17 protein-coding genes are annotated in these 19,650 nt (G+C 55.0%); 11 read left to right on the forward strand and 6 right to left on the reverse strand.

Features of this window, described 5'->3' with window-relative positions:
- The first annotated feature begins 235 nt into the window (after window positions 1-235).
- From ACS4NR_RS16255 to ACS4NR_RS16275, 5 genes are all read left to right on the forward strand, one after another.
- Window positions 236-520 carry a hypothetical protein gene (locus tag ACS4NR_RS16255; protein WP_456017874.1) on the forward strand — a complete coding sequence of 95 codons (285 nt, stop codon included), beginning with the start codon at window positions 236-238 and terminating at the stop codon, window positions 518-520.
- Window positions 517-789, forward strand: coding sequence for a DUF3077 domain-containing protein (locus ACS4NR_RS16260; RefSeq protein WP_456017875.1), 273 nt, complete (start codon window positions 517-519; stop codon window positions 787-789). Before ACS4NR_RS16255 ends, ACS4NR_RS16260 begins: the two co-directional genes overlap by 4 nt.
- On the forward strand, window positions 786-3,701 hold the full coding sequence (locus ACS4NR_RS16265; protein ID WP_456017876.1) for a DUF927 domain-containing protein: 2,916 nt from the start codon (window positions 786-788) through the stop codon (window positions 3,699-3,701). Before ACS4NR_RS16260 ends, ACS4NR_RS16265 begins: the two co-directional genes overlap by 4 nt.
- 92 nt (window positions 3,702-3,793) lie before the next feature.
- Window positions 3,794-4,771, forward strand: a complete 978-nt coding sequence (locus tag ACS4NR_RS16270) for a chromosome segregation protein SMC (protein WP_456017877.1) — start codon at window positions 3,794-3,796, stop codon at window positions 4,769-4,771.
- A gap of 313 nt (window positions 4,772-5,084) precedes the next feature.
- A complete protein-coding gene (locus ACS4NR_RS16275; protein WP_401068401.1) occupies window positions 5,085-5,450 on the forward strand; it encodes a histone-like nucleoid-structuring protein, MvaT/MvaU family in 366 nt (121 codons plus the stop codon).
- A 750-nt stretch (window positions 5,451-6,200) separates the two neighbouring features.
- Here ACS4NR_RS16275 and ACS4NR_RS16280 read toward each other — a convergent pair.
- On the reverse strand, window positions 6,201-6,893 hold the full coding sequence (locus ACS4NR_RS16280) for a PP2C family protein-serine/threonine phosphatase (RefSeq protein WP_456017878.1): 693 nt from the start codon (window positions 6,891-6,893) through the stop codon (window positions 6,201-6,203).
- Between the two features lie 2 nt (window positions 6,894-6,895).
- Window positions 6,896-8,212, reverse strand: coding sequence for a serine/threonine-protein kinase (locus ACS4NR_RS16285; RefSeq protein WP_122843333.1), 1,317 nt, complete (start codon window positions 8,210-8,212; stop codon window positions 6,896-6,898).
- 606 nt (window positions 8,213-8,818) lie between these two features.
- Between ACS4NR_RS16285 and ACS4NR_RS16290 the strand changes: the two genes are divergently transcribed.
- Window positions 8,819-9,244, forward strand: a complete 426-nt coding sequence (locus ACS4NR_RS16290; RefSeq protein WP_456017879.1) for a J domain-containing protein — start codon at window positions 8,819-8,821, stop codon at window positions 9,242-9,244.
- Window positions 9,245-9,718: 474 nt separating this feature from the next.
- On the opposite strand, the gene ACS4NR_RS16295 is transcribed toward ACS4NR_RS16290, so the two are convergent.
- Window positions 9,719-11,182 (reverse strand): ApeA N-terminal domain 1-containing protein, encoded by a 1,464-nt coding sequence (locus ACS4NR_RS16295; protein WP_456017880.1) that lies wholly within the window; start codon window positions 11,180-11,182, stop codon window positions 9,719-9,721.
- Window positions 11,183-12,105: 923 nt separating this feature from the next.
- Between ACS4NR_RS16295 and ACS4NR_RS16300 the strand changes: the two genes are divergently transcribed.
- Entirely contained in the window at window positions 12,106-13,014 is a 909-nt protein-coding gene (locus ACS4NR_RS16300) for a hypothetical protein (protein WP_456017881.1), read from the forward strand.
- A gap of 217 nt (window positions 13,015-13,231) precedes the next feature.
- Here the strand turns inward: ACS4NR_RS16300 and ACS4NR_RS16305 are convergent, their stop codons facing one another.
- On the reverse strand, window positions 13,232-13,588 hold the full coding sequence (locus ACS4NR_RS16305) for a DUF7079 family protein (RefSeq protein WP_456017882.1): 357 nt from the start codon (window positions 13,586-13,588) through the stop codon (window positions 13,232-13,234).
- Between the two features lie 271 nt (window positions 13,589-13,859).
- Here ACS4NR_RS16305 and ACS4NR_RS16310 point away from each other — a divergent pair, with 271 nt between their 5' ends.
- Window positions 13,860-14,189, forward strand: coding sequence for a hypothetical protein (locus ACS4NR_RS16310; RefSeq protein WP_367085650.1), 330 nt, complete (start codon window positions 13,860-13,862; stop codon window positions 14,187-14,189).
- 24 nt (window positions 14,190-14,213) lie between these two features.
- Here the strand turns inward: ACS4NR_RS16310 and ACS4NR_RS16315 are convergent, their stop codons facing one another.
- On the reverse strand, window positions 14,214-14,963 hold the full coding sequence (locus tag ACS4NR_RS16315; protein ID WP_456017883.1) for a hypothetical protein: 750 nt from the start codon (window positions 14,961-14,963) through the stop codon (window positions 14,214-14,216).
- Between the two features lie 86 nt (window positions 14,964-15,049).
- On the opposite strand from ACS4NR_RS16315, the gene ACS4NR_RS16320 reads away from it, so the two are divergent.
- From ACS4NR_RS16320 to ACS4NR_RS16330, 3 genes are all read left to right on the forward strand, one after another.
- A complete protein-coding gene (locus ACS4NR_RS16320; protein ID WP_456017884.1) occupies window positions 15,050-15,457 on the forward strand; it encodes a hypothetical protein in 408 nt (135 codons plus the stop codon).
- Between the two features lie 110 nt (window positions 15,458-15,567).
- Window positions 15,568-16,299: a hypothetical protein gene (locus ACS4NR_RS16325; protein ID WP_456017885.1), complete on the forward strand. Its 732-nt coding sequence runs from the start codon at window positions 15,568-15,570 to the stop codon at window positions 16,297-16,299.
- Between the two features lie 75 nt (window positions 16,300-16,374).
- Window positions 16,375-18,294 carry an alkaline phosphatase D family protein gene (locus ACS4NR_RS16330; RefSeq protein WP_456017886.1) on the forward strand — a complete coding sequence of 640 codons (1,920 nt, stop codon included), beginning with the start codon at window positions 16,375-16,377 and terminating at the stop codon, window positions 18,292-18,294.
- Between the two features lie 123 nt (window positions 18,295-18,417).
- Here the strand turns inward: ACS4NR_RS16330 and ACS4NR_RS16335 are convergent, their stop codons facing one another.
- Window positions 18,418-19,590 (reverse strand): acetylornithine/succinylornithine family transaminase, encoded by a 1,173-nt coding sequence (locus ACS4NR_RS16335; protein WP_456017887.1) that lies wholly within the window; start codon window positions 19,588-19,590, stop codon window positions 18,418-18,420.
- Between the last annotated feature and the right edge of the window lie 60 nt (window positions 19,591-19,650).

The raw sequence follows: 19,650 nt of genomic DNA on the forward strand, positions 1-19,650 counted from the left end.
CGTCAACCTGCGCACAGCTACCACCCTAATTCGTTTGACGGCGAACGGTGGTAGCTCCTCAACAATAGGAGTTTCACCACATGCACGCCCTCAATCCGTCCAAAATTCGCGCCGCTGCACACCGTGCAATGGCTCTCGCCGCTTTACACGCCAACTCCAGCCTCGCTACACGCCTCTCCCGCTACAACGCTCACATAGCCAAAGCCCGCGCGCTCGAAACCGCAGGCGGTGCCCAATGAATAACGCCCTGAGTTTTGCCCTCCCCGAAAACCTGCTTTGCGTGAATCCAACCGCAGAAGCCGGCGTACCTATTGACGCCATCACCTGCGCTATCGACCGCGCTGACTCGGTGCTGACGCTGCTGGAAGACCACTTCGAAAACGAATCCTCGCGCCTTGCCAATCACATCATCGCCGCCGTCCTCTGGGACGTGCGCGGCACCCTCGGACTGATCAAGACGCTCGCCATGCACGGCGATAACACCTCAACGCCTGCGGTGCAGAAAGGTGGTGCGCTATGAGCATTTCCACGACACCGGGCCACGCTACCTTTTCTCGCGTTAATGCCACCGACCTGAAGCTATTTCGGGTGAATGCCGGAGTACCCGTCGAAGACGCGCTTGAGATGGTGTCGTTGCTGCAGCATCACGCGAACCTGCTCAGTTTCGACGCTGCCATGAGTGACCACGGCGAGCGTTTCAGTTGGCCCGCCCTATACCTGGGCGAGATGGCCAAAGCGCTGATCGACGACATCAACGATGCGCTGTTTCTGCCGAGGGCTGACACATGAGCCAACGACCGAACAACGCTAAGCGTCCGAGCTTTGCCGACGTGAAAGCCGCCGCGTTCAAAGACATCGATCGTGTCTTGTCGCACTGGCTGCCCAACGGAAAACGCGTGGATGGCGGCAAGGAATACACCGCTCCAAATCCGACCCGCAGCGACAAGCGCGCCGGTTCGCTCAAGGTCAACTTGAGCAAGGGTACATGGGCGGATTTTGCCACTGGCGACAAAGGCGGCGACCTAATCGATCTGGTGCGCTACTTGGACGGTGGCACCGACGTCGAGGCTTGCAACAAACTGGCCGACCTCCTAAACGTCGCGCCGGGCGCCGCCAAGACAATGGCAGCACCGACCAAGCCCAAGGCGCCGACATGGAACGCCATCCAGCCGATCCCGACCGAGGCCATGAACAAGTGCCCGGCCAAGCACCGTGATCATGGTGTGCCGTCCAAGGTCTGGATCTATCGCGATGCGCAGGGTCAGCCGCTCATGGCGCTGTATCGCTTCGACCTCGGCCCCGATGAAGACGGCAAGCCGAAGAAGGTCTTTGCGCCTCTGACATGGTGTCAGCGCTCCGATGGTCAAACCACACAATGGCGCTGGCAGGGTCTGCCGGATCCGCGTCCACTCCTACGCCTTGATGAACTGGCCCAGAGTGCTGACGCACCAGTGGTTCTGTGCGAAGGCGAGAAAGCGGCCGATGCTGCCACCGAACTGCTGCCGAACTACGTGGCCACCTGCTGGCCGAACGGCTCCAACTCCTGGCACAAAGCCGACCTGACGCCGCTCAAGGGACGAAACGTGGTGTTGTGGCCGGACAACGACGACAGCGGTAAAGCCTGCATGGCTACCGTTGCCGGAAAGCTGCGCGAAATCGGCGCCGCTTCGGTCCGGGTCATCGCGCTGGAGGTGTTCAAACGCAAGCCGACGCTGAAGAATGACCGCGCCGCGTTCGCGAAAGGTGGTCAATGGGATGACGGCGACGATGCCGCCGATGCGCTCGCCAAAGGCTGGACCGCCGGCCACTTCACCGCGCTGGAAAGCGGCGGCGAGCTGTTCGGTGTGATCAAGGAAAAGCCGGTAGTTGCCCAAGTGAAATCCGAGTCAGAACCGGAGCCGGAAGCGAAACCCAAAGCAACGGCCAAGCGACCGGCAAAATCGAAAAACGACCTGATGCCCGGTGGCTTTCGCCTGACGCCCGAAGGTGTGTTTTATGCCGGTGACGACGGCGAAGCACGCCCGGTGTGTTCGCCGCTGGAGATCCTTGCGCGTACCCGGGACGAAAAGGGCCACAACTGGGGGTTGCTGGTCGAGTTCGACGACCCCGACGGGACCAAGAAACGCTGGAACATCCCGGCACGCACAATGACCGGTGACTTCGGCAAAGACGTGCTCGGCCCGTTGGTGGACATGGGGCTGCGTCTGGCCGGCAGTCGCTCGGGGCGCAACGCACGCAACGATTTGCAGAGTTACCTTGGCGGCTTCGACAGTGCGCAACGTGCGCGTCTGGTCACTCGTTTGGGTTGGCATGACAACGCCTTTCTGTTGCCCGAGCAACAGGTCGGCATGCACGCGGAACACCTGCACTTCTACGAGGCCGGCGCGCAGCTTCCGCCGATCAGCGAAGCGGGCACGTTGGAACAATGGCAACAGCAAATCGGTGCGCTGTGCATCGGCAACCACCGTTTGGCGTTTGTCGTCGGTGTGGCCTTCGCCGGCCCTCTGCTACACATGCTCGGCCACGAATCGGGCGGCTTTCACCTGTACGGTGACAGCTCCGGCGGCAAAACCACTCACCTGCAAGTCGCCGCCTCGATCTACGGCGGGCCGCGTCTGGTGCGCTCGTGGCGGTCGACCGACAACGCGCTGGAGTCAATCGCTGCCGCGCATTCCGACGGGCTTCTGGTGCTCGATGAAATCGGAATGTGTGATGCCCGCATCATCGGCGAGACGGTGTACATGCTGGGCAACGGCACCGGTAAGGCTCGGGCCAATGATAGAGGCCAAGCAGGCCGGCAGGTGCAGGAATGGCGTCTGCTGTTTCTCTCCACCGGCGAGAAGACCTTGGCGCAGCACATGGCCGAAGCCAACAAGGAGCTTAAAGCGGGTATGGAGGTACGCATGCTCGCCGTTCCGGCGGATGCCAGCAAAGGTCTGGGCATGTTCGACACGCTCAACGGTTTCGAAGATGCGGCCGCTCTGTCCGACGCACTCAAAGCGCGGGTGGCGAACTATTACGGCACACCGCTTACCACGTTCCTGACTGCGCTGTGCGAACCCGGCAAGCGCCACGGCTGGGCGGCAATCCTGCGCCGCACGCTGGAAGGCTTTATTTCCAAGTCGCTCCCTGCGTCCGCGAGTGGACAGGCACACCGTGCCGCTGCTCGCTTCGGCCTCGCCGCCGCAGCAGGCGAGCTGGCCACCGCGATGGGCATCACCGGCTGGCCGGACGGCACGGCCACCACCGCCGCTCGGGTGTGCTTAAACGCATGGCTTCACGAGCGCGGCGGCGCCGGAAACTTCGAGGGCGATGCGATCTTGGCGCGGCTGCGCCAGGTAATCGAGCGTTTTGGTGAAAGCCGTTTCACACGCTGGGAATCGGCAGCGGCCAAGATCGACGAACACGGCCCGCGCACTATTGACCGCCTGGGCTTTCGCAAGACGCTGGAGCACGGCATGGGCGACACCATGCACACCACCAACACCTATTACGTGCTGACCGAGGCGTGGCGCTCGGAGATCTTCCGAGGCATGAACCTCACGGCTGTGAACAAGGAGCTACTGCAGCGCGGTGTGCTGGAACCGAGCAGCGACGGCAAGGCGTCGAGTCTGGTGCGGCTCCCCGGCCTCGGGCAGCAACGCTGCTACATCGTGAAGGCTATTCCAGGACCGGATGACGGCGAGGCTCGGGCCGCCTGAGGGCATCCCCGCTGATCGAGGTAACGCCGGCTTATTCCCGGCCTCGCCAGCCGCTCATTCAACCCAAACCCATTTTTTAAGGAACAAGACGAATGAAAGAATCCCAAACCTCCACCGAACAGCACGAACTGCTAGCCAGCAACCCAGATGCTCATGAGACAGGGCGTTCACTGCCCGAAGCAGTCAGCAGCGAAGCGCTAGCCGTATGCGAAAAGCAGCGCGTCTTGCTAGACAAAATCGCAGAGCTGAAGACTCAACGCGATAGCCTCCTGAGTGAGGCAGCACAACATTACGTGCAAATAGCGCCATTGGAAGCGCTCTTGGAAAACGAGGAAGAACTCGACGCAGATCGGTTGTATGAAATTCGAAAAGAGTACAACACTCTCAAAATTCCTTACGACTCCTGCAAGACACGCGCTGACTATGCAGAGGCTCGCATTCAACGACGTGAAAAGCTGGTCAATCACGAAACCCTGATGTCGGGTTACACAGAGTCGATGGCGAACTGGAAAGCTGACGAGCAAGAGCTTAACGAGAAACGCGACAGTCTCAGCACCCGCTTGGCACAGATCCAACAACAAGCAGAAGAAGACTTGGCCAAGGCACGACAAGCCGAAACCGATGCAGCAACCGCTTATGCACAAGCTGTGGCCTGGGGCGACACCGAGGGTGAGAAGACTGCCAATGCCGATGCCCAGAAAGCTGCAAAGAATCTGGCGACTGCGAGCGAGCACCATCGCCGACAGCTTCTGATCATTGCCGCGCTGGAGCAGGAACTCGTCATCGTGGATCAACACATCGACGAGGCGCGGAAAGAGCACAAAACCATCGAGCGAAGGGCGTTGCTCTTGGCGCGAACTGTTCTCGAGGAACAGTGGAACGAGAAAGCTCAAGAGTTGCTGGAGATGGGCGGCAAGCTCTGGTCTGCCATTGATCTGGTTGGAGGCGAGCAAATCAGGCTCAGGAAACTAATCATTCCTGAAGAAGGCGAAAACTTCCGGAACTGGACCAGTAGCGATTTGTGGGAACGCGCCTCCAAGTACTCGTTGGAAGACGTTCTCGCGTTGTAATGCGCTGAGCCACCGAAACAGCCTACGCAGGTAGGCTGTTTAACCTCCACAGGCTACAAAATGATCATTCAATTTGACCTTAGAAACACCCCCAACTGGAAAGACCTACTGAATGCACGAATAGTCTCCTTAAAGGAAATGCTGGAATTCGTGGACAAACCTCGCATAAAAACGAAAGTCGAGATTCTCACCGTGAAATTGATAAAAGCCGAGATCATTAGCATCCGAGAGTATCTTAAACTGTCAGAATAGCGCTGAACTTGTGAGCCGCACGAACATTCGAACTGTCATCAAACAAATGTAGGAATCAAACATGTCCAAACTTGCCGAATACCGCCAGCTCGAAAAGCACCTCGCCGAACAGCTTCAGGCTTTGGAAGCACTGAAGAGCGATGGCGCGCTGAAAAAAGAGATCGAGTTCGAAACCAAGCTGCGCGAGTTGCTCAACCAATACGGCTTCAGCCTCAAGCACATCATCAACCTGCTGGATCCGCAAAGCACGAAGCGCGCGTCAACACCAGCGGCGGCACCTGGCACGCGTAAGCCTCGCGCTCTGAAGGTCTACAAGAACCCGCACACCGGCGAAGTGGTCGAAACCAAAGGCGGCAATCACAAGACGCTGAAGGAGTGGAAAACCAAGCACGGTGCCGACGAAGTTGAAAGCTGGGTGAAGAAATAACGCAGCTTGAATAAAAGGCCTCTCAGAGGCCTTTTCTTTTGTTGATCACATCCTTCGCGCCTGCGACCTCACCATCTAAGAATCGCTACCATCAGCAAAAGGAGTCAACGTTGTGGACACAATGAGCAGACGTGAAATTGGCGACCTGTTGTCTCGGCGCCTCCCGCAATGCGCTATCACCTGCTCGATAAATGCAGACCATAGTCTGTCTGTCGAGGTGATCGGCCCCGACCAGCGACAATTCACCATCGCGAACATTGATCGCTCCAGCGCAGCTCTACCCATCTGGGCTAATGCTAGGTGCCTTGCCATACGTCCTCGACTGCTTTCCTGTAGTTCGCTGCAGCCTTCTCGATCATCACTCTGCGCTTCTCACGGGTGATGAAGCCTTCCGCGAAGTCTGACTCTGCCCTCCCAAACGCTAGAAACGAGCTGCTCCTGGCTGCCCTCCACGATTTTTTCTTAACGACCGCGTTTGCCCACTAGCCGCCGCTCACGGACGTCTGCTTTCGGCCGAGGCTGTGTAAAAACGTTTTTGAGCGCGACAGGTACTCAAAACCGGACTGAAAATCGCGCTTCTACGCGAAATCCACATCTGCTGACGTGCCGATAAATTTCAGATTTAACGTAGACGCGCACACTTCAATTTTGGCGAAGCGTTTTTACACACTCTGGGTCAAAAGGAGTCAATCGTATTTGCCTATGAAAGTAGGGGCGACTCAAACTGCTTACGCATTTAGTTAACAGAGATCAAAACTCCAATCCCACCAGCGTGAAATTGTCGGTTGCAGTTACATTATTAACCTGCCTCAGAACGCCCTCACAAAACTCAACAAAATCGGCATGCGCAAGAGAGAGATTGACAAGGCATTTTTTAGTTACAACACCGTAAACTCCGTCTGTAATTAAAAGCAATCGATCACCAGGTAGTACTTCAAAACTAAACTCATCAATGAGTAAATTTTTATGAGTACCAAGGGCGCTGGTAAGTACATTTTTCCTTGGATAGTGTATAGAGTCCTCTTTCGATATTTTCCCTTCGGCAACCAACCTTGCAACCTCAGTATGATCTTTTGTAAGTTGTTTTAATCCGTTACCTCGCAAAATATACGCACGAGAATCCCCCGTATGCACACCTTTCAAAACGTGCCCATCCCAATGGATCGCTGTAAAGGTAGTCGCCATACCGTGGAGCGCTGGGTCTAGGGCTGCTTTTTCACTTATACTTCGATGCGCATTCTCTAAGCAAGCAGTCAGCCCAAGCCTAGCGGCAAATGACTCTTTAAAGGAGTCAACCGCTAGCTTAGAGGCTATTTCACCCCCTTGGTTTCCACCGACACCATCTGCTACCGATGCAATTGTCTCGATGCCTTTAGTCTCGACGCAATATGAGTCCTGATTATTGGTACGCGGACCCTTGTCACTAAAAGCAAAAATTTGCACGCTTAACAGACCTGATTCAAGGTTGATAGAATTGTGGGGTGGAATGTATTACGAGATACCCCGATACTCCCTTCCAAATGCTTTACTGCCTGACATGCTCTAGCGCCAAGAACTCTGATTTCGAGTGCAACTCGGCGTGCGAGGTCAGCGTCCATAGATGAATCACAAAGTGCTGCAAACTTCCGCTCAACGTACCAGCGATTATGACTGGTTCCCATAATTAGAAGCGCAAGCATAATTTCAGCTTGGCAGGAGTAGTCGGGGCACTGCATAAATTCTTGTAGCCGATTGGCGATACCGTCACAAGTTTCAAAATTGAAGCTCGACTCTTTTACCCAAGCGCCATAAACAGTTCCGAGGCGAGCCGCAAGGGCTGGATCCATTGCAACCAGCTCGCTTATTCTATGTAAAGGAATAATTTGCAATAAAGACTTCACGTCAGTGGAAGGGTAACCGTCTTCAACTTTATCAACAATCTTTCGCCAAGTTGTCAAGGGTATATCGCCCGACCCAGTAAGCAACGTAATGAAGTCTGCCACTTGAGGTTCGGAGGCTGTGATGTGAATCTGGCCGAGTGATAAAATTGCTTCTCGTAGATCCGAAACAGATCCGAAGCGACGCGATGGATCGCGCCTTGTACAGCAGCGCATTATCTCGGAATAGGGCCCGGATTCAGAAATTTCGAAACACGGAACACGATCTTCAACCCCAAAGAGATCGTGAAGTATGCATCCTACGGAATAGATGTCCGACCTGCAGGATGCCAATTTTAAATCAGAAGTAACTTCAGGGGCAGTATAGTAGTCTGACCCCATTCGCATGCCTGTTTGGGTTAGTACAGACAACTGCGTATCCTTCACAGAAATCAGGCCAAAGTCACTTATAACGTATCTATCCCCGTCGGGTGTACGAAGACGCAAAACATTCTGAGGCTTCAAATCCCGATGCTTTATATCTAGTGAATGAAGCTCCTCTAATCCTGCGAGAATATCCATCACTGCTTCTATAGCCCGCCCCCCTAGCTGACGGTCATTCTGAATATCCTTATCAAGAGATGCTTCTGCCAATGGCATAATAAAGGAGGGAGGATTACTACCTAAATTAGAATCAATAACAGGCATTATGTTCTTGTGATTCAAAGCTGCCTGTACCTGGGCCTCCCTGATGAAGCGACGCTTGACATTCTCAGCAAGTTCAGGAGGAAAGTCGCCCCCTTGATTGATGCTGAACGTTTTTCTAGCAAACTGTGTTCCATTTGTATCGATAACCAGATCAACGTTACCGAATCCGCCTCTTCCTATTTGCCTTACAGTTTGCATATATGCCGTCCTTGCCTGAAGAAAATGCCACACATCTAGGGTGATCAGATAATGAGTGGATAGTGCCGAAAAATCAACTCATCTGAAATTCCTTGGATGATGGTAGAAGGGTAAAACACCAGGTCAAAGGGGGAGCAGAGGCTCCAGTGTTGCGCTTGATGGGGCTGATCTGCACAGTCCGCCTACGACTGGTCTGTATCGCGTTACCCAGAGATGGTCGTACCAGATTCCACGAGGTAAGCTTCCAAGGGCTTCCAAGGGCTTTCAAGTGGAAGTCTTGACGTTTTTTAGGTATTCGCAATCAGGAGGCTACGCTACACATTCAGCCCAATTTGAGATCATCATAGCGGGAGGTTCGCTAAGGGCACGTTGATGACGCAGCTCTGCTGAAGATGATACCCACCTCAAGGCTAACCATAGTAGATAAAGAAGCATCGCGGGGACGCTGAAAATATTAATCAAATAAATGGCTTGTGATCACATTTTATTTTATCCAAGGAACGAAAAGGTTTTTATCGCGACAGTAGCGAAACTTCAATTTTTTGTCAGGGGAGTGGTGGAGTGTTTGGGTACTTATATTACTATACGATTTTAGGGAAGAGTGAAGTGATTCTTGCTATCCCCAGTCCAACTTATGGCAATACGAGCTATGAACTTGGTGCTTTATATGATCAAGGGTTTATCTACCTCTCCGAAATTCAAGCTGCAAACCCATTGAGAGCGGTGGAAATCTTTAAAGAAAATGAAAGTCGTGAGATTTCAAAATTGAAAAGTGAGATTCGCCGATTGCAGATCTCTTTAGAAGAAGCACTGAGAGAAAATGATACTATAAGGCGTAACCCTTACAACTCAAGCACGCTAAAAGGCATGGTGAAAAATTACGAAATTTTTGGATTTTCTAATCCTCCACAACCAAGCGAATTGAAGAAAAGATATCGTTCCTTATGCCAAAAACTTCATCCTGACAAAGAAGGAGATAAACAACTATTTCAGCTAATTCAGCAAGTCTACGGCGAGCTTACAGAGAACTAATAATTATCGGCGCGCATTCTTTGCTGGCGAGGGGGTTAAAGTTCAACATTCACCCTAGCCGAAAGCCATCACTCATAGGCGATTCCTTTCTGGCAGTAGTTACTAGTGAGAGGTCGCATTAATCCATAAGCCGCCAGCCAATTTTAGATTGAGCGCGATTCAAATATCTTTAAACTCAATTTGCCGCCTTAGAGCTCCATGCTCCTATGTGCATTATCGGGTGGATTTTCTATAGGCTCTGCCTCGCTGAAGGAGTGTCAACCTTTTTATCTAAGTCCTCATCACGGGCTATTTCATAGGCGTCGGTAATGAGGTTTACTGCATCAAATCTTCAGTGGCAGAGCAAGATTGAAGCATTGTTGCGCCAGCAGTATCGCTAAGTTGCAAGCCCGAACTTCTTGATTAATGGATTCGTATCGTTTTCCCTTTTTTGTGATGTATCCCCCTGCCAATGCGCCGAAAAACGGCCATGACTTATCCCATTTCCAACGAATCGTCCCCCTTGTCCACCGGCAGCAACCCAGCATCCCGGAACGCATATTTCGGGCGATAAGCATTCGGTGCATTTTCCAAAAGGTTTGCCTTGATTAAGTCGGCATCCACACCGATTTCGTGTAACAACACAGCGTGATAAAGATACGCGAGAGCCTCGGATTTCTTCATGAGGTCGATCATGAACTCCCGGTAATCGCTCCCCTCCCGCTGACCGCCAAAATGCGACATGTCGTTCCTACGGTCTGCGCAAGATTTGCAAAAGACTTCTACCCGCTTCCGCTCGAAGCCGAGTGGCAATGCGGAAAGGACGTCCATCAATCGTTCTTTCAACGACGGTTCACTCGCGTGTTTCAGCGTACCTTCGAGCCAACGCTTGTCATTGCTGCCACTGACTTGATCCAGTATCCGCTGGATTTTTGCATCGAGCTTGGTTTCCTTCGCCTTGTCTTTGTTCTTCCGACGGTGCAATGACTCAAGCCCCCAAATCAGGTTTACAAATCGGTGCTCGACATACATCTTCATGCCGCGCCGGATGCCCAGATAGAGATAGAACCCCGGCCCTAACTCCTCGCGCTTTCGGCGCAGCTCCATCAGGATCGAACCGAAGTTGCTCTTCACCTGAATGTAATTGACCCAGCATTCGTCCCACGTCGGAGTCTTGGTTGATCGTTCGAACCCTTCGTAATAATATTGGTAGGCCATCTTCCCGATGATCAACCGCGGCCATTCCAACGAAAATGTCGTTCCAGTTAGCAGGATAAATAGCTCCTGCAACCGCGCATATTCCTCTCGCATTTCGAGCAGCGTGCGTGCCCGTTTCGGCTTGACCCGAAGGTTCACGCTTTCCACAAGATTGAGCTTGTCCGTGCGATGCACGAACTTTCCAGACCATGGACCAGTGATGTCGTAACGCATCGTCAAAGTACCGTCGTCCAACTCATGGATATCGGTCCTGGGCACCCGATGTTTGGCCGAGATACTTTGCCGGGTTCGTTTGACCTCGATATTTCCCAGCCGCAACCACTCTTCCAGGCCAGTTAGCTCGACGTCAATTGCGCTAAATCGGAGCGGGCGTGTGGCTGGTGGAAACGATCTATTCGTCACAAGGCAATGCGAGGCGGCGAACCCCTCGTGTGAAATGCCGTTGAAGCTAAACTGCCCGCCATGTCGCCGCAGACCTAGCAGCAAAACGTTCCGGCCACTAGCTTTGAGCTTTCCTTGGATGGCTTTCTCCAACGGGAATTGCTGTCTCCGCGCCCCGATGCCCGCCATCGGACCGCCTTCGCTGTTTGCGAAATAGCCATCCAGTTCAAGATATGCCGCACCATTCTCTTCAATGGTCAAAGTGCCAACAACGGAACTGTCCGGGGCAAATTGATTCGCCGGCAGAGGATCATCGTGCCACCAGAACAATCCCCGCTCCTCGAGTATTTTGGTTGTCATGTGTATCCCCGAATCATTTCCAGAAAACAGGCAGGTACTTATAGCGAGCTTACGCCGAGTTCTCTTCCTCCTTCATTTTTTCAGAAGCTACGAACGTCTGCTTCGCATCGCGGCGAACATCCTTCCGGGATTTTTAAGGTGTCGAGGTGAATGGCATTTTTGCCCTGCCGGTTCAGCGCAAGGTTAAGTTGGCAAGGTCCGCTTGTGGCCGAAAGCGGCCCGTTACGACTGCTGACTGATCGCTGGCAGAGCGGCCAAACTGATGATTACAGCCCGTTAATCGCATCAATTGGGGGGGACTGGGAGTGGGGAATTACCTGGCCTCCTGCGCATGGACATGACCTCCTCCGTCCCTCTTTCGAGCATCGGAGCGTTACACCAGATGGCAGAGTTACACGCCTAAATGTTTGTGTACGCAGCCGATGCAACATCATAAATAATCAATAAATACAGTCACTTAATAACCATCGTTACACCAGTTACACGAGTTACACCGCATTTTTGTGGGGTACATATCCCCACACCCCGTAAGCATCAATCCCACCAGCGAACGTCAGGTGTATCTCCCGCAGTGTGCCGGGGCCCCTGAGGTTTTCTTCGAGACACGGGGTCGGAAACCCGCGGAACCTTGTTAGCGGGAGAACTCCCAGCTTAGTGAACAGGTGAACTCGGTGAACTGCCTGTTCACCTGTGCATTTGCCCTATGTATTCACCGATCAGAGATCACCGTTACCGTTCCGGTAACGGTGCCCCTTTTTCTTCAAGATCCTTTCAATTTCAACGATTGAATTTCAGTAAGCTGGAGCACGCTCCGCTACCAAAGTCCCGCGGGTTTCCGACCCCGTGTCTTTAGGTATGCTCCAGGGGCCCCGGCGGTTTTTCAGCCATAATCTAAACATCCGTCCTAAACGAACGAGCTATCTATGGGTCTTGCAACCACCACAGCACGATTTGAATGTCCCATTTGTAAGGAAGAGGCCTGCGCCACTGTAGAAGTACCAGAGGTAGATTGGACCGTAGAACCTCTATCGGACTCGTTGTCTGAAGACGACGGAGAGATGGGGTGTGATCAATGCGGAGAGTGGTTCAACATCAGCATTCAAAATTCCCCTGCTGGGTGCTTTATAGAACTGATCGACCACCCGTCTGTTGACGTCAGCGCAGAGGACGCTGCATTTGCATCTGATGAATCGCAAGAGAATGAATGGCTGAACAACTCCATCCCGCAGAGCCCCTACGACATTTACATCTCCAACTATCATCATCTGGGCGACGTGCTTGCAGAGTGTTCAGGCAGTGAAGCGGGAGTTTTCAGGCGCTCTGCTGCGGTAATTCAGAGAATGATTTTCGCCGAGACGATCAGCTCGATGGAGGCCTATCTAGGGGACACACTCCAACAAGCAGTGCTATTCAGCGCAAAGGCAATGCAGCGTTTGACGGTAAAGGATAAGGAGCTGTCAACCGAGAAGGTCCCGTTGAATGTCATCCTGGCAAACCCCAACGTAGTCACCGACAAGGTCCGCACGTATCTCAAAGGGTTGCTGTATCACAACCTGCCTAAGATTGAAGCCATGTTTAAAATCGCCTTAGAAGTAGATATTTTTCCAGACGAGGATCTCAAGGTCCGACTTCTTGGGATCGTACAAATCAGGCACGACGTGGTCCATCGGAATGGAAAGGACAAGGACGGAGAGGAACACTCATTCCCAACTGCCTGGGTTACGGAGGCGATGGAGAACGTAAGGACTTTCGTTGAACACGTTGAGGCATCTGTCGCCCATGCTCGTCTTGAATTACTTTATGCATCTTTTGAAAGGAAGCAGCCGGAGTGAATTTGTATCCCTACTTGTATCCCTCTGGTTAAAATAACGCTGCAAGCCACGTATTATATGGAACCCGACAGTCTCCCTCGGGCACCAAAATTAAGAAAGGTCTTGCTTAGCAAGGCCTTTTTTTTCGTCTGTCGGAAAGTGAACGTGTGGCGCAGACCTCGCGCGCCCCGCACCTCCCCGCGATTTGTTTTTTATCAGAAATCCGGTACGCGAACGCTCACAACCTGCGGGCAATTTCCTTCCAGATATAGCCGTAGTTGTATTTGAGCCAGAGAACCAGCGCTTTATCGAATTGCCTGCGAAACCAACTGCGCTCTCTCTCCGCCAGCCTTTCGTTGATCATGCTATTGAGCGACTCGGGGTCGAAACCCGTCCAGACAGAGGGCACGGCAGCCGCAATATTGGTGAAACACACCGGTGCGACTTCTGAATAAAGGATCTCGTACAGCACACCGGGATCGATGTTCTTTACCTGACTGGCTATGTAGTCGTAATCCACAGGGAAATCGTTGAACGGATCAGAGAGTGCGACCCTTACATTTTTCAGTTCTGGCTCACTCAAAAAATGTCCCAATGCGAAAACTCCTCCAGCTCTTCATCCAGTGCTTGTCGTCGTAATCCATGGTCGTCGCCATCTTCGCAACCAACAGTTAACGTCAAGTGTATGAAGGCTCACCGTCAAGGTTGATCGGCTCCAGCGTGCCCGGCCTTGCCTTTAGGCTGCACTTGTTGATCTCGCTCCGTATAATCACACCCCTCTGAAGTAGTTCACCGCATCTTGCACCTAACGGTGGTTACATTCAGGCATCAACTCTCACACTGACGGACGTTGCTAAAGGCACACCATGGAAACGTCACTGGAAACCGTCGCCCTGTTCTCCCTCAAACTCGCTTACGAGGAGGAAGGCCTGAGTCCGATTCTGCGGGATGACATGGTCATGGGTGACTATCAGAAAGACGTGTTCGAACTGCTGGTGCGTCGCAGGGATGTCGAAACCATCCAGTTCAAGATGAACGAGTGCCTGGGCTTGGCGATGGATGCGTTGGGCGGGGTCGAGAAACCGTTGGGGCGGGAGCTGCACAAGCTGTCAGCCGATTTCCGTCAGGCGCAGTCGCTGGAGCAGCTTGATCAGCCGCTCCTCGCGCTCAAGGGTTATCTGAAAGACATTCTCTGATCAGTTGCTTCACGCGCTGACCTTTCAGCGCCGCGCCTTCAACACCCGAATATCCGTGGGAAACCCATCCGCCCCCACAATCTTCTTCCAGCCCACATACTGAAACTCGCCCCGCTCATCAATGTAATCGCCCTTCTCCACCGACCGGCCACCGACGATCGCCACGCGTTTTTCCTCGCCACAGCCGCCATCCGACGGGCGCACGGTATAGATCACATACGGCTTCACATACTGCGTAGCGCGGAAGTGTTGGCCGCAGATTTCGTCGACGGTGATCAGCATGGTTTTCAGGCGGGCTTCGCCGTCCATGTCTTCGTGCAGTTTCAGGAAGGAGATCTCGCCAACGTCGCTGTAGCCGAGTGAACGGGCGCGTTTGTATTCGGGGGAGTTTTGGTGGGCGATGCGGCCTTGCTCGGCAGCCTGGTTCATTCTGGCGGCGAACTCGGCATTGCCTTGCGCAATGGTTGCCTCGGCTTGGCCGGCGACGTTTTCGCATTGCGCGAATTCGCGGGAGCCGAGGTATTGGGGCGTCAGGTTCGAGCGGCGCTGGTTCATGCTCCGCAGGCTATTGTCGAGGTCGCCGATCACCTCATAGGCGCTGGGTACGCGACCGCTTTGGACGTCGGCGATTTTTTCCTGCATTCGCTTGCAGTTGGCGAGGTAATACTCCCAGCTGCTTTCCGGAGGCTCCTTCCACTCGGCAAATGCCGGGGTAATGACAGCGGCGCAGGTGATTGCACAAAGCGTGCGCAGAGCAGAAGCGACTTTTGACATGAGTAGTCCATTACAGGAATCAAGAAAGTGGCGCGACGCTACTATTTTGCTATCTTGCCGTCCACTGTCGGCAAGGTGCCGAGCGTTTGTACAGCGACTGGTTTCGAAGGATGGATACGATGGATGTTGTGTTTTTCTTTATCGCCTGGATAGGCATGTGGGTCTGGGTCGTCAGGCAGCGTGGCGCGTGGAACCTGCTACTCGCCAATGTGTTGGGCGCTGCCAGCGGCATGATTGTCGGCCTGGTGGTTTCGCAGCTTTGTGTCGGTCTGTTCGGCTCTAGCCGGCCACCGGTTCCGGGGCTCGTGGGATCGATTCTGGAAATGCTCGCAACCGCTGCGGCGCTGAGCGGTGTATGGATGCTGGTGGCCCGTCGCTCACAGGTCGAACATCCTGTCGCGCGTCAGCTACTGGCCGGCCTTTGCGGCGTAGTGGCCGGCATAACGGCGATCATGTTTTTTGCTCAGATCAATCCGCCCAATCTCGGCATGTGAATGTCTTCGTGGCGTCAGACCTCTATTTTGATATCTTGCCGTCCATCTTCAGCACTCACCGCCAGTGAGTGCTGTTTTGCAGGCTATTGAAGGGTTAAGGAAAGGATCGAATGGAGTTTCTGAGTTTTCTGGCATTTGTCGCGGCCTGGGGTTTGATGTGGCGCTGGGTGGTGAAAAACCGCGGCAGCTGGAACCTGTTTTACGGCAACATCGTTGGCGCGGCGGGCGGTTTTATCGTCGGCATGGTGGTGCTGTCGATCTTCCTGTCGTTATTCCCGTCGGCGCATAAGCCCAAGCGGGCGCCAGCCGAAGACGTGATTACCCAGAACGAAGTGACCACCAGTCTGCTGCCGGAAGCCGAGTCGGATACGACGACCGTGGCACTGGAAAACGCTCCCGGGTTCGCCGCTATCGAGCCAGACAATCAGCCTTCGCCCCGCGACTCCGCACTCCTGCCGAACTACGCCAGCCGGGCACCGAAGTCGATGTCGGAAAAAGCCGTTCTGGATCAGAGCGACGCGCAGGGCCGCAAAGCGTTCACCGCGCTGCGCGACAAGCTTGGGCAGAATGCCGACAGTGATAAATCGATGCTCGCGTATGTCATGTGCAGTCCTTACGTGACCGGGGCTTTGCGCTTCCCGGCGTCGGCGCGTTTTGCCGACAGCTCTGCCATCGTCACCCAGCGCTTCAAGGATCAGGTCTACACCCTCAGCAACAAGATCACCGCGCGCAACATGAACGGTGATGACGTCACTTATCGCTTCGACTGTTCGGTGCAGGAGCAACCCGCGTCCGCCGAATGGCGACTGCTCGCGCTGAAGCTGCAGAAGGCTGACTCTTAAGCCTTGTTTAAGGGTTTCAAGGCGCCGGCTGCGCTATCATCGCCGGCTTGTGCGCCTTGAGCTCTTTGCCCCCGAATGTCTTCGATACCTGCTGATCTGAACCCGCTGCCTCCCGTGTTGGCCGGCCCGCTGCTGCGACGGCTGGAACCGACGCGAGTGGTGCTGTGGCTGGTCGGCACCCGCGAATTGTCGTTGACCCTGCGCCTGCAAGGTGTAGGAGACATTCCTCTCGATGCAGGGAAATGCACGGTCATTGCCGTAGGCCGTCATGCGTTCGTCCATTTGATTGACGTTACGCTCGACAGCCCCCTGCCCTGCGACACGCGCATCGACTATGACCTGCTGATCGACGGCCAGACGCCCATCGCCGAATGGGCGCCGCACCTGCTGTACGGCAATGCCCGCTGTCCAAACCTTGTCGTGCGCTCACGGATTGATCAGTTGCTGCATGGCTCCTGCCGCAAGCCCCATCATCCGGCGGCTGACGGTCTGCTGTGCGTTGACCAACTGCTGTCTGGCGAAACCGATCCGCAACAACGCCCGGCCCTGCTGATGATGAGCGGCGATCAGGTTTACGCAGACGATGTTGCCGGCCCGATGCTGCGGGCGATTCATACCTTGATCGAACGTCTCGGCCTGTTCGACGAACACCTCGAAGGTGCCGTGGTCAGCGACAGCGCCAAACTCTACGAACACCCGGCCAGTTACTACCACCGTGCGGATCTGTTACCGGCGCTGGAGAGCAACGAGACATTGCGCGAGCGATTTTTCGGCGGTGCGCGTAAGCCGATTTTCACCAGCAGCAGTGCTGACAATCATCTGGTGACGTTCGCCGAAGTCATAGCGATGTATTTGCTGGTGTGGTCGCCGGTTGCCTGGGCTTTGATCAATCCTGCTGCCCCATCGCTGACGCCTGAACGCTTGAAGCGCTACACCTTGGAGCAGACCCGCATCGACGCGTTCAAGGCTGGATTGGACAAGGTCGCCCGGGCGCTGGCGCACCTGCCGAGCCTGATGATTTTCGATGACCACGACATCACCGACGACTGGAACCTTTCCGCGCAATGGGAGGAAACCGCCTACGGCCATCCGTTCTCCAAACGCATCATCGGCAACGCCTTGATCGCGTACATGTTGTGCCAGGGCTGGGGCAATAATCCGGACGCGTTCAAGGATGTGCTGGAGAACACACGACGTCTGAGCGCCAGCGGTGATGATCGTTATCTCGACAGCCCGGTGCAGGACGCGCTGATCGATGACTTATTGCGCTTTCAGCATTGGCATTTCGTGCTGCCGAGCAGCCCCGCGCTGGTGGTGCTCGACACCCGCACCCGGCGCTGGCGCAGCGAGATGGCACTCAAGCAACCCTCCGGTTTGCTGGACTGGGAGGCGCTGAGCGAGCTGCAGCAGGAACTGCTCGATCATCCATCAGCAATCATCGTTTCCCCCGCGCCGATCTTCGGCGTGAAGCTGATAGAAACCGTGCAGAAGGTTTTCAGCTGGTGCGGCTATCCGCTGCTGGTCGACGCGGAAAACTGGATGGCACATCGTGGTGCCGCGCAGGTGATCCTGAACATTTTCCGACACACCCGCACACCCGGAAACTACGTGGTGCTTTCCGGCGATGTGCATTATTCCTTCGTCTACGAAGTGCTTATCCGACACCGCAAGGCCGGGCCACGGATCTGGCAGATCACCAGCAGCGGGATCAAGAACGAGTTCCCGAAAACCCTGCTGGAATGGTTTGACCGCCTCAACCGCTGGCTCTACTCGCCGCGCTCGCCGTTGAACTGGTTCACCAAACGCCGACGCATGCGCATCGTGCCGTACACCCCGGAACATGCCGAAGCGGGTGAGCGGCTGTGGAATTCGGCGGGGATCGGCCAGGTGTTTTTCAATGAGCAGGGACAGCCGAGCGAGATCATTCAGCACAATTCGAACGGGGCGGTGAAGACCCGGATGCTGGCGCCGGAGTTGGGGGATTATCCGGACTGACGTGCACCTTTTCCAATGTAGGAGTGAGCCTGCTCGCGATTGCGGTAGGCCATTCAAAATGTATATCGCCTGATACACCGCTATCGCGAGCAGGCTCACTCCTACAGGGGGGTCGGTTGCGCGTCAGTGCGCGGTCACGGCGCGCCCCACACCTCTGACAATCATCTCCACCTCCCGCTCATCAAGCGTCAGCGGCGGCAGCAGCCGTATCGTTTTGCCGCGCGTCACATTGATCAGCAGCCCATGATCGCGCGCAGCAATCAGCGTCAGATCGCGAATCGGCTGTTTCAGCTCGATGCCGATCATCAAACCCTGCCCACGAATCGCCAACACATTGGAATTGTCTGCCAGTTCGGCGCGCAGGCGGGTGAGTAGGCGTTCGCCCTGCACCCGGACATTTTCCAGCAAGCCCTGTTCTTCGATGATATCCAGTACCGTGCAGCCGACCCGGCAAGCCAGCGGGTTGCCGCCGAACGTACTGCCATGACTGCCGGGCGTGAACAGATCAGCCGCCCTGCCCCGTGCCAGACAGGCGCCGATCGGCACGCCGTTGCCGAGGCCTTTGGCCAGGGTCATGACGTCCGGCACGATGCCTTCATGCTGGAACGCGAACCACTGGCCGGTGCGGCCGATGCCGGTCTGGATTTCGTCGAGCATCAACAGCCAGGCGTGCCGATTGCACAGGTCGCGCAGGGCTTTGAGGTAGCCGGGCGGCGCCAGTTGCACACCGCTTTCGCCCTGGATCGGCTCGAGCAGAATCGCCACGATCCGCTCGCCGTGCTTTTGCTGCAGCTGATCCAGCGCCGCCAGATCACCGAAAGGTACTTTGACGAAATCTCCCGGCAGATCATTGAAGCCCAGGCGCACCGCCGGGCCATCACTGGCCGACAACGTGCCCAGCGTGCGGCCATGAAACGCATTGGCCATGACCACCACCAGCGGCTGTTCGATACCCTTGCGCCATCCGTACAAGCGCGCCAGTTTCAGTGCGGTTTCGTTAGCCTCAGCACCCGAGTTATTGAAGAACGCGCGATCCATGCCCGACAGCTCCGTCAGCCGTTTGGCCAGTTGCTGCTGCCAGTCGATGCTGTACAGGTTGGAGGTGTGCAGCAGCATTGCAGCCTGCTCGCTGATGGCCGCGACGATCCGTGGGTGCGAGTGCCCGACATTGGTCACCGCGACGCCTGCGACGGCATCCAGATACTCACGACCGGCCTGATCCCACAGGCGAGTGCCCAGGCCTCTGGTGAAGCTAAGGGCCAGCGATTGGTAGGTGTTCATCAGGGCGGCGGTCATGACTTCAAACTCCAGTGAAGGTCGGTTTGTTTGCAGTATGGTTAGCCACCAGAACTGGAT

Source organism: Pseudomonas sp. JQ36 (assembly GCF_053851495.1).

Bases quoted from the DNA above. Each gene is read 5' to 3' on its own strand.
- ACS4NR_RS16325 (WP_456017885.1), top strand. From the start codon at position 15,568: ATGGAGTTTCTGAGTTTTCTGGCATTTGTCGCGGCCTGGGGTTTGATG.
- ACS4NR_RS16300 (WP_456017881.1), top strand. From the start codon at position 12,106: ATGGGTCTTGCAACCACCACAGCACGATTTGAATGTCCCATTTGTAAG.
- ACS4NR_RS16315 (WP_456017883.1), bottom strand. From the start codon at position 14,963: ATGTCAAAAGTCGCTTCTGCTCTGCGCACGCTTTGTGCAATCACCTGC.
- ACS4NR_RS16260 (WP_456017875.1), top strand. From the start codon at position 517: ATGAGCATTTCCACGACACCGGGCCACGCTACCTTTTCTCGCGTTAAT.
- ACS4NR_RS16275 (WP_401068401.1), top strand. From the start codon at position 5,085: ATGTCCAAACTTGCCGAATACCGCCAGCTCGAAAAGCACCTCGCCGAA.
- ACS4NR_RS16285 (WP_122843333.1), bottom strand. From the start codon at position 8,212: ATGCAAACTGTAAGGCAAATAGGAAGAGGCGGATTCGGTAACGTTGAT.
- ACS4NR_RS16295 (WP_456017880.1), bottom strand. From the start codon at position 11,182: ATGACAACCAAAATACTCGAGGAGCGGGGATTGTTCTGGTGGCACGAT.
- ACS4NR_RS16310 (WP_367085650.1), top strand. From the start codon at position 13,860: ATGGAAACGTCACTGGAAACCGTCGCCCTGTTCTCCCTCAAACTCGCT.
- ACS4NR_RS16255 (WP_456017874.1), top strand. From the start codon at position 236: ATGAATAACGCCCTGAGTTTTGCCCTCCCCGAAAACCTGCTTTGCGTG.
- ACS4NR_RS16330 (WP_456017886.1), top strand. From the start codon at position 16,375: ATGTCTTCGATACCTGCTGATCTGAACCCGCTGCCTCCCGTGTTGGCC.
- ACS4NR_RS16265 (WP_456017876.1), top strand. From the start codon at position 786: ATGAGCCAACGACCGAACAACGCTAAGCGTCCGAGCTTTGCCGACGTG.
- ACS4NR_RS16335 (WP_456017887.1), bottom strand. From the start codon at position 19,590: ATGACCGCCGCCCTGATGAACACCTACCAATCGCTGGCCCTTAGCTTC.
- ACS4NR_RS16270 (WP_456017877.1), top strand. From the start codon at position 3,794: ATGAAAGAATCCCAAACCTCCACCGAACAGCACGAACTGCTAGCCAGC.